Below are 9,494 nucleotides of genomic sequence, written 5' to 3' on the forward strand. Positions count from 1 at the left end.
TATTGCCGCCAATGAGGTAGATTATCTCAATGTGGAAGATCCTGATGTTTTTTCCCATCGTGCCTGGGAACTTGAATATCAGAGGAAACAGGAGATGCGGCGAAATCAGCCTGCTCGAACTAAGAAAAAGTCATATGATATGGAATTGTAACCGTCTTTGAATAGATAATATGTTCTTACAAATCTCTTGTTCAAAAATGAGTTTTTTTCAAAAAAGCGTATGGATTTAAAACTTCCATACGCCTTTTTATATTCCGTTCTTCAAATTGTCTAAAAGTTGACTAAAAATATATCACCGTTCATATGATGCAATAATTTCTTTGCTATCTGCTGTTTTATAATCAATTGTTCCCAAATTACCAATCAAGTCAAATGTCATATCTGCATTAACCTGCAATTCATCTTCAAGTTTGGCTGCAGACGGCTCATCTTTTAGAAAAACTGTTAATCCATAAGGCTCTGTTTCAGACTGTATCTCTATACTGTCATATGAGTATCCCGCCGGATACTCTTGACCACTTACAATATTTATAACATTTGAAGAATCGCCCACATAATCTGTCTTATATTGTGATAAATCAGGAATTTCATACAATGTTTCCTTTCTGCCACATGCAGACAGTGAAATTATTAACATGACAATCGGAATAATTGCAAGTATTTTTCTCTTCATAAAACCTCTCCTTTCCAAGCCTAAATTTAAATATGAACAATCAACTAGACACATCAATATGATTATATATATTATATCAATTATATCTGACCAGTACAATGAAAATCATAGGTTACAGACTTATTTCTTCGGCGGTTGCTGTGGGGCATTGTTCTGTAGATTTCCGGCATGAGCATCTTTGTTCTTTAGAAGAATATCGTCTGCCTTTACATACCAGTCCACATCTGCACCACGGTAATTCGCATTGGCTACCGTATCTGCAACAGGATTGATAAGTTCCACTTCGGCGTTGTAGTCATAGTCCTTTAACGGAACAGTCGCCGGAACGGATACCTGTATCATGCGTCCCTGTGTGTTGCATTTCAAATCGTAGGTACGTTCCTTGATTTCCTCACTGACCGTTCCATCTTCATTCTGTACATGAACCTCACGGCGTAATGCGGAGAACTTCAACACTCCAAAAGTCTTTTCTTTATCAATGACGATTCCATTTGCTAATCTCATAATCTGAATACCCCCTTATTTACTTTCCACTGGTAACATATCGTCTGCAAGTAAGATGTAATTGACAAATCCACGTTCCCCGATTTTATAGCCATCGGTAGTGATTCGTGGGTTGATAAGTTTTACTTTCTGCTCCGGCGAGAAATGTTTTTCGCCAGCTTTGGCAGGAAGTGTCACAACTACATCATCAGCTCTCTGCACATCGGAATACAGGTTGTAGCTTCTGTTAATGACAGCCATACGCCCATTGATTCTCTGTTGTTCCGTAGTATTTTCTCCGGCAAACTCCAAGTTGCCGAATGTCTTTTCCATGTTGGGGATAACGAATTTTAATTCCATATAGATGTACCTGTCCTTTCTGAAATAATATAGTTGGTTCGATAGTTTCTGTTGATGTTCCATCCGACAGCGGAGGGGAACGATTCTTCTCTGTCATACAAGACCGCCTTTCTTATTCATGTATGGTTTCTGCTATTCCTGCCATGATGTAATCAGCACACGGCAGGGCGATTGCGTTTCCAAGTGCTTTGCACCGTGCATTATCGCTAATGGGCTGTCCTAAATTTCCATATGCTGTCCACCCATCCGGTAATCCCATCAAACGCTCACACTCTACGGGTGTCAAATTTCGGAGAACTCCGTCTTTTTCTTCTCCCTCATACCAGAATGAAATCATATTGACTGCTTTTGCCAACAGAGTTGGAAAAGGTTCATCTGGTCGTCCGAAACTTGTGAGGAAAGCAGACTGATTTCCTGATTTTGCGGCACTCCGCATACGCCGTTCCTGAAAGGGGCGGATGACGGGTATTTTCCCCCTTGTTTTATCAAGAGATATTCGACTGGCTCCGGCGGTGGGCAGCCCGTAGTCTGTGCAAGGCGGAGGAAGCGGGAACATATCGCGGGGCTTAAATAGTATTTCTGCGGAACGCTGTCCTCTAAAATCTGCCACAAGGAAGATTCTTTTTCTTCGCTGAACAAGCCGGGGCTTTCCCCAATACTGGGCATCCATGAGCCGCCAGCACAGGTCAGTCTTTCCCCCTCGCACCATACCGGCGTTAGCCCATCCTCCAGTAGGAGGCATTGAAATTTCGGTATCGGAAAATGATTGCAGCACGGCTCTAAAATCCATCCGGTCATTTGAAGAAAACGCTCCCATGACGTTTTCCCAAACAGCGATAACTGGATATAACCCATTTGTAGCACACCTCATTTCTTCTATAATTCTGATAGCCTGAAAAAACAGTCCTGATTTGCTTCCGGCCAGTCCCTCACGCTTTCCGATTTTAGAAAGGTTCTGGCAGGGCGAACCGAATGTAATAATGTGAACAGGAGAGATGTTTCCTCCGTGTATCTTTGTAATATCCCCTAAATGTTCCATGTCTGGGAAGTGGCGTTTGGTTATGGCTATCGGGGATTTTTCAATCTCGCTTGCCCAAACGGGAATAATTCCATTACGGGAAGCCGCAAGAGGGAACACGCCGATTCCGTCAAACAGGCTTCCTAATTTATTTAAGGGCACACATAGACCGCCTTTCGTTTTGCTTTTTCATGTGTTGTTTCCATTTTTCTGCTCCTTTCCAGACAATAAAAAAACACCATCAATGGAAGTCCATTCAATGGCGTTTGCTGTTGTCTGCTCATTTCTCAAGGTAAAGCAGAAAGCCCAATAGAAAAAGACGCAAATCTCAAAATGCGTCTTTTTCCATCTTCATATTCATTTTTTATAAAAGCACCGTCTGCCTGCTGTCTGCAAAGCCTTGATTTTACTGGTTTTCTACTACCATCCTTATCAAAGCCTTGCTAAATAAAGGCTTCCGGCGTTGTTAGCTGGCGTCCCAGATAAGATTTGAACTTACGACCTTTCGCTTAGGAGGCGAATGCTCTATCCAGCTGAGCTACTGAGACACTTATATAGGGGCTTATGCCCCTTTTTATAATTCACGATGTACTTTGACACCATTCTCTTTCACAATCATACCAGGAACACCTACTACTGTACAGTTAGGTGGTACATCTTTCAATACAACTGAATTCGCACCTACAATACTGTTATCTCCAATAGTAATATCCCCAATGATTTTTGCACCAGCAGAAATCATTACATTATTGTGTAAGGTTGGATGTCTTTTACATGTATGTTCTCCTGTACCTACCCCTCCAAGAGTCACACCTTGATATAATAAACAATCATCACCAATAATAGTTGTTTCCCCAATTACAACTCCCATACCATGGTCAATAAATAATCGTTTACCAATCGTTGCACCTGGATGTATTTCAATTCCTGTAAAAAATCGTGCTACTTGTGACAGGAAACGTGCAATTAATTTCATATGGCATTTTGTCCATAAGAAATGATTGATGCGATAAAAAAAGATAGCATGTACACCTGGATAGTTCAATATTACATTGAACCAGTTACGTGATGCTGGATCATTTTCTAGTACTGCACCAACAATAGTTTTCGCCATTCTCCCCACTCCTTTTTCCCTATTATAAGGATTTATCATTTGATGGTCAAACAATGTAATAATAAATCCTAGTCATCTTAGGGATTAGATACTGTCATTGACAAAATATAATATATTTTTTATTATCTCTCTAAACAGGGAGGCTATTATGTTTCATATTGCGATTGTAGATGATGATCAATCGATTCATCAAAAGTTAGAAAAAATGATTACTTCTATATTATTCAAATACCCTATACCTTTTACAGTATCTCACTTCTTTTCTGGTAATGAGTTTCTCAATACCAAAGATACATTTTCTCTTATTATATTAGATATAGAAATGAATGATGGGGATGGTATTTTAACTAAGAACTCATTAGAAGTTCATACTCCTATCATCTTTCTCTCTTCATATCAGGATAGAATGATAGAAGCATTTGGTAATCATGTAGTTGCTTATTTATTAAAAAATAGTCATACCTTGTCACAGGACCTAGAAAGATATCTCATTCAAATATCAAAGACAGATTGTATCTATCTAGATAATCAGATGATTGATTATAAAGAAATCATCTACTTAAAGGCAGATAATGTTTACACAATAATCCATACATACAGTAAAGATTATCTCATTCGCAAATCATTAAAAGATATGGAGAAAGAACTTCACTTCCCTTTCTATCGTGTTCACAAGTCATACATTATTAACTTTGATTATTTGAAAGATATCAATCACTTAGAACTTACACTCACAACTTCAGAAATAATCAAAATCAGTAGAGGCAAACTAAAAGACATCCAACAAAGCTATTATGATTATATAAGGAGTACACTATGATTTCATTTTGCGAACAAATACTACTCATGTTGAATGTTTTGATGATCAGTTATTTATTATTCAATAAAGAGTTCAATAAACATCATTGTGTTAAGGGAATAATTTGTTTCTTAACTTCATTAGTTATGGTTGTATTAAAGAAAGAAATCAATCCCTCTATCACCAATATTGCCTTTATGTTTCTTGCTTATATTTTCATATTTGATTTATCCTTGGAATCTATCAAAGAATTTATTTTTTCTTATATTATCATGGTATTTTTCCAAATATGTATCAATTCGTTCTTGTCATTTTATGATATCAATAACTTATCATTCATCAGTGCACTTGTGTCATTGATTCTTATAACTCTCCTTTGTTTTATCACAAAGCGAAATCATTTAATCATTAATAACTCTATTTTGATTATTCTGTCTTCTGTCTGTATATTATTATCAGCACAGCTTGTCTTATTGACTAATCTCTACATTTCTATGAATAAGAGTATAAAATGGAATATCATTTTATTTCTCATTACATCACTATTATTGATGCTCTTACTGTATTTCTGTTTGAAAATGAATTATGAAAAGAAAAAAGAAGACATATCAAAGCAGAATCTAGAAACAATCATCCAGCTGCAGCAGTCATATCTTTCTTCTTATACACATAAATATCAGGAACTTAGAAAATTCAAGCATGATTACAATAAACAGATTCTCATGATTAAAAACTATTATTTAAATCAACAAGATCAACTGCTTCCTTATTTAGATATTCTCAGTCATCATCTATATAAGACCAATAATGATTCACAAAATCATATCATTAATATGCTTTATCAGTATTTCAAAGAGGAATATCCTCAAGTCCATAGTCATATAGATGATCAAGTACTAGGAACTATCACAATGAATGATTCAAAGCTATCATCGTTAATATATAATCTATTTAAAAATAGCTTTGAAGCATCTTCTAAAACAACAGATAAAAACGTTTCTATCTCTTTAAAAAATAAAAACAATAATCTATATATACAAATAAAGAACTCAATTGATCAGCCTGTCACTCTTAAAGAAGGCTATACAAGTAAAGAAAATAAAAATAATCATGGTATTGGACTCACAATCATTAATGAGATTGTAGATGAATATCATGGAATCAATCAATACCAGCAAACAGACCAATATTTAGTGAATGACATCATACTCTTTGATGTGATTCACTAAACAACAACAAACTGCACTTTACAACAATTCCATGTAAGTGCAGTTTTTATTATGTTAGAGTGCATGTGAAAGAGAGATTACTATGAAAAAAGCTATTATTATCATCTTTTGTATCCTTACATGTAACTTCTTTTCTGTAAGCTATACACTCACAAGCCATGAATACTTTAATTATATTGTATATGCAGAAAAAGGATTACCTGGCTTTTATTCTATTCAAATTCCTCATGATATTATGAATAATGATTCAACTCAAATATTGCATACTGTAGAGAATTGTTTAGATAAATATCAGGGTAATTTGTTTATCACGAAGAATAAGGATAACCATTACAAGAAATATGTTTATCTTACTTATGATAAGAATCAATATTTAAAGTCTACCCCTATGTTTGATCATACATTCACTTTTAATACTTATACGCTAGATAAACTATTGAGTGATGGATACCAGCTAGAGGGAGAAGTATATGTTACCTTTCCAAATGAACAGTCTTTCAATCAATTTAAAAATGAGATGAATGCAACATTACATATATCTATAAAAGACCTCAATGACTCAAGCGGACAGGTTGATTATATGATTTGGATTATCATTTGTTTAGCTGCTTTCTATTTCATTCTTATGTTGATTATTATTTATGACTTACTGCAGAATTATAAACTTTTCAGCATTAAAAGACTTGAAGGATATAGTTTATCTTCTATTGGGTATGATTATATATATCCCATTATACAATCACAATTTCTTATTACTTTCATAGGATTCTTTGTCGTTACATTACTAATATGCAGGCATATAAATCAATCTGTCATTCATTTTTTAATTGATCATTTCTTGATCCTATTCTTATTTCTATCACTCACTTTGATTATATGTGTTCTTATGATCAATCACTTTAAAGATGTGAAAGCGATAGACTTCCTCAAAAACAAAGGTCCATCTAAAACAATCATTTATTTCAATCAAATAGTTTTATTCATGATTGTTTTAGTTATTCTATTTCTCTCATCTATTGGAATAAAGACTGGTTATTCGCTATTAAGTAGAATGAATAATCATAATGAGTGGAATACAATGAAACATTATTCTATCTTGAGTGAAGTCTCCAATGTAGAGAATAGTGACTTGTTTACTAGTCATAATTTTTTAAACAAACAAAAAGAACTTTATCAAGAATTCAATCATCTTGGTAGTCTCTATGCAGACTTTAATGAATTTGATAAAGAAACATATACAAATACAAGTATGGCCTATGTCAATACAAACTATCTAAAGAAACAAGTGATTCAAGATATACATGGCCATACTATTCACATCAGTGAAGATGAAAAGAAAAAAGTAGTCTTAGCACCTCAAAACTATTCAAAAAAGAAGATATATAAGATGACTCAGGCTATGTTTGATACACCACATGGTATTAAGATTATCTATTATAAAGACAATCAGAAATTCTTTACTTATAACTCTTTAATCGTATCTGATTATTCAAACAGTATTACAAATCCTGTTGTACAGGTTCTTACAAATGAAAATGGATTACCTGAAGATTATGATGTCATTCTAGGATATAAATATAATCCTTATAAGATCAAAGGCTCTCAAGAGAGAATTCAGTCCATTTTAAAGAAATATAGTTTAAATCAATATGCTTCTAAAATCATTACCGCATATGATGAAATGTCTCTTTTAAATCATCAAGAACAAACACTCTTTATTGCGGTTATTATGATTTCTGTCGCATTAATCAGTTTAATGATATTAATGATTTACCAGAATATTCATATATTCATCCAGTATCATGCATCACTTCTTGCGATAGAGACAATGGAAGGTTATACACCTCTTAGCAAGTATTTCTATTTTGTGAAATCAACAATTGTTTTATTTATATCTACATTCTTTATTTCTTTATTATGTCATTCTTATTTCATCTACACTCTTATTATTCATCTGTTTCTTATGACTCTATGGGGTATGACTTATGTACTTTCCATAAAGAAGTTTGAGAGAAAGAATATCATTCATTTATTGAAAGGAACTTTTTAAATGATTCAACTAAAAAACATAACGAAGCACTATGATACAAAAACAATCTTTGATCATTTCAATCTCACTATAGAAGAAAATGAACTAATCGCAATCGTAGGAAATAGTGGTTCTGGTAAATCTACACTACTCAATATCATAGGGTTATTAGAAGAGGTAGACGATGGAGAAATTATCATTAATCATCATTCAATTTCAAATAAGACAGATGCATTATTACTTATGAGATATGATATAGGCTATATGTTTCAAAACAATGCACTTGTAGATGATTATACCGTCAAAGAGAATCTTGATATTGTATTGAAGTATTCAAGATGCAATAAGAAAGATAAATTGAATGCAATAAAACAAGCACTCACTACTGTTGGGCTAGAAGGATATGAGAATAGAAAAATATATTCTTTATCTGGTGGAGAAGCTCAGCGTATCGCATTTTGTAAGCTGCTTCTTAAAAAGCCGAAGATTGTGTTATGTGACGAACCTACCGGTTCACTTGATGAAACAAACACAAAAATGATGATGAATCTGTTATTGGAATATCATCATAATGGTGCCACTGTAGTGATTGTGACACATGATCTAGATATTGCGAAGCTTTGTGAAAGAGTTATTCATATTTGATCAGCAATAGGCAATATAGTACCTTTTCTATATTGCCTTTTTTATGCACAAGGGAAAGCTAAGTGTAGAGGGTACTGTTGACAAGGTTACATCTTCCATAATAGCTCGTCTAAGAAAGAAGAGATTCAATTCCTGCATTGAAGCTAATTCGAATATAAGAAAATGTCTTGAAGAATTCAATGAAAAACCATTCCAAAAGCGAAATGGAAGTCGTAAAGAGATCTATGAAAATGAAGAGAAGATGTTTCTGAGACCTCTTCCTAAAGAGCCATATGAATTCGCTGTGTGGAAGCAGGCGACAGTTCAATTAAATTATCATATTTCTATTGATAAGATGTATTACTCAGTCCCTTATGAGTATATCAAGCATAAAGTTGATGTAAGAATCACTAGAAACATCATTGAAGTCTATTACAAGAAGAAACATATCTGTTCTCATAGACTTTTATATGGCAATCCTGGTCAGTATTCTACCAATATGGATCATATGCCATTGAATCATAAAAAAGCTGGTGAATGGAATGGCGATAGATTTAGAAAATGGGCAGATAAGATAGGACCAAGTACTTATAAGGTCATTGACCAGTTATTGAATCATTATAAAGCGGAACAACAAGCATATAACGGCTGCAGATCAATATTAAAGTTGGCAGACTTATATTCATCCAAGCAGCTTGAGGAAGCGTGCCATATGGCACTTCAACACTTAGCTGTGCCCCGCTACAAGAATATTAAATTAATTATTGCGCATAATCAATTAGTATATATTTGAAAACCTTTATATCTTTGAATAATGTTTTCTATACTTACCAGGTGTAACACCATTTAGTCGCGTAAAAGTACGTATAAAATGGTCTACACTATTGTAACCAATTGCTATTGAAATTTCATCTAAGTTCATGTCTGTGTTTATTAAAAATGCTTTAGCATGTATCATTTTTATATTTGTAAGTATAGCTGAAAATGATATATTGAATGTTTTTTTGATTAATGTACTAAGATATGCTTCATTATAATGGAATTTTTTTGCTAAACCAGACAATGAAACATGTGAGTAGTTATTTTCTATGTAGGTTAGTATGGTATATAAAGTTTTAAATTTATCTTCAATTGGAGAATACAATGATGATGAATTGAAGTTACG

General features: G+C 33.8%; 11 protein-coding genes and 1 tRNA gene. 5 read left to right on the top strand and 7 right to left on the bottom strand.

The features are described 5' to 3' along the window. Positions 1–292: 292 nt before the first annotated feature. From QZQ55_RS09610 to cysE, 6 genes are all read right to left on the bottom strand, one after another. A complete protein-coding gene (locus tag QZQ55_RS09610; protein WP_295092826.1) occupies positions 293–673 on the bottom strand; it encodes a DUF4825 domain-containing protein in 381 nt (126 codons plus the stop codon). 120 nt (positions 674–793) lie between these two features. Then, positions 794–1,177 carry a YdcP family protein gene (locus QZQ55_RS09615; RefSeq protein ID WP_295092828.1) on the bottom strand — a complete coding sequence of 128 codons (384 nt, stop codon included), beginning with the start codon at positions 1,175–1,177 and terminating at the stop codon, positions 794–796. Between the two features lie 15 nt (positions 1,178–1,192). Beyond that, entirely contained in the window at positions 1,193–1,516 is a 324-nt protein-coding gene (locus QZQ55_RS09620; protein WP_295092844.1) for a YdcP family protein, read from the bottom strand. Positions 1,517–1,628: 112 nt separating this feature from the next. After that, entirely contained in the window at positions 1,629–2,696 is a 1,068-nt protein-coding gene (locus QZQ55_RS09625; protein ID WP_295092830.1) for a DNA cytosine methyltransferase, read from the bottom strand. 309 nt (positions 2,697–3,005) lie between these two features. Then, positions 3,006–3,082 (bottom strand) — tRNA-Arg (locus QZQ55_RS09630). A gap of 26 nt (positions 3,083–3,108) precedes the next feature. Then, entirely contained in the window at positions 3,109–3,648 is a 540-nt protein-coding gene (cysE, locus tag QZQ55_RS09635; protein ID WP_022425388.1) for a serine O-acetyltransferase, read from the bottom strand. Between the two features lie 148 nt (positions 3,649–3,796). Between cysE and QZQ55_RS09640 the strand changes: the two genes are divergently transcribed. From QZQ55_RS09640 to QZQ55_RS09660, 5 genes are all read left to right on the top strand, one after another. Next, positions 3,797–4,468: a LytTR family DNA-binding domain-containing protein gene (locus tag QZQ55_RS09640; protein ID WP_295092832.1), complete on the top strand. Its 672-nt coding sequence runs from the start codon at positions 3,797–3,799 to the stop codon at positions 4,466–4,468. Continuing rightward, positions 4,465–5,676 (top strand): GHKL domain-containing protein, encoded by a 1,212-nt coding sequence (locus tag QZQ55_RS09645; RefSeq protein ID WP_295092834.1) that lies wholly within the window; start codon positions 4,465–4,467, stop codon positions 5,674–5,676. Before QZQ55_RS09640 ends, QZQ55_RS09645 begins: the two co-directional genes overlap by 4 nt. Before the next feature lie 82 nt (positions 5,677–5,758). Continuing rightward, positions 5,759–7,726, top strand: coding sequence for a hypothetical protein (locus QZQ55_RS09650; protein ID WP_295092836.1), 1,968 nt, complete (start codon positions 5,759–5,761; stop codon positions 7,724–7,726). Further along, complete coding sequence (locus QZQ55_RS09655) at positions 7,727–8,350, top strand: ATP-binding cassette domain-containing protein (RefSeq protein WP_295092838.1); 624 nt, start codon at positions 7,727–7,729, stop codon at positions 8,348–8,350. 43 nt (positions 8,351–8,393) lie between these two features. Continuing rightward, the gene (locus QZQ55_RS09660) at positions 8,394–9,122 is read left to right on the top strand and encodes a Mu transposase domain-containing protein (RefSeq protein ID WP_295092840.1); all 729 of its coding nucleotides are present in this window, start codon (positions 8,394–8,396) and stop codon (positions 9,120–9,122) included. A 6-nt stretch (positions 9,123–9,128) separates the two neighbouring features. On the opposite strand, the gene QZQ55_RS09665 is transcribed toward QZQ55_RS09660, so the two are convergent. After that, positions 9,129–9,494, bottom strand: a 366-nt coding sequence (locus QZQ55_RS09665; protein ID WP_295092842.1) for a helix-turn-helix transcriptional regulator, incomplete at its 5' end; no start/stop codon positions are given.

It is taken from the genome of uncultured Catenibacterium sp. (genome assembly GCF_900540665.1).
Lineage (GTDB): Bacteria > Bacillota_I > Bacilli_A > Erysipelotrichales > Coprobacillaceae > Catenibacterium.

Excerpts from the sequence above, each read along its gene's own strand:
- QZQ55_RS09620 (WP_295092844.1), bottom strand. The coding sequence starts at position 1,516 with ATGGAATTAAAATTCGTTATCCCCAACATGGAAAAGACATTCGGCAAC.
- QZQ55_RS09640 (WP_295092832.1), top strand. The coding sequence starts at position 3,797 with ATGTTTCATATTGCGATTGTAGATGATGATCAATCGATTCATCAAAAG.
- cysE (WP_022425388.1), bottom strand. The coding sequence starts at position 3,648 with ATGGCGAAAACTATTGTTGGTGCAGTACTAGAAAATGATCCAGCATCA.
- QZQ55_RS09610 (WP_295092826.1), bottom strand. The coding sequence starts at position 673 with ATGAAGAGAAAAATACTTGCAATTATTCCGATTGTCATGTTAATAATT.
- QZQ55_RS09660 (WP_295092840.1), top strand. The coding sequence starts at position 8,394 with ATGCACAAGGGAAAGCTAAGTGTAGAGGGTACTGTTGACAAGGTTACA.
- QZQ55_RS09650 (WP_295092836.1), top strand. The coding sequence starts at position 5,759 with ATGAAAAAAGCTATTATTATCATCTTTTGTATCCTTACATGTAACTTC.
- QZQ55_RS09655 (WP_295092838.1), top strand. The coding sequence starts at position 7,727 with ATGATTCAACTAAAAAACATAACGAAGCACTATGATACAAAAACAATC.
- QZQ55_RS09645 (WP_295092834.1), top strand. The coding sequence starts at position 4,465 with ATGATTTCATTTTGCGAACAAATACTACTCATGTTGAATGTTTTGATG.
- QZQ55_RS09615 (WP_295092828.1), bottom strand. The coding sequence starts at position 1,177 with ATGAGATTAGCAAATGGAATCGTCATTGATAAAGAAAAGACTTTTGGA.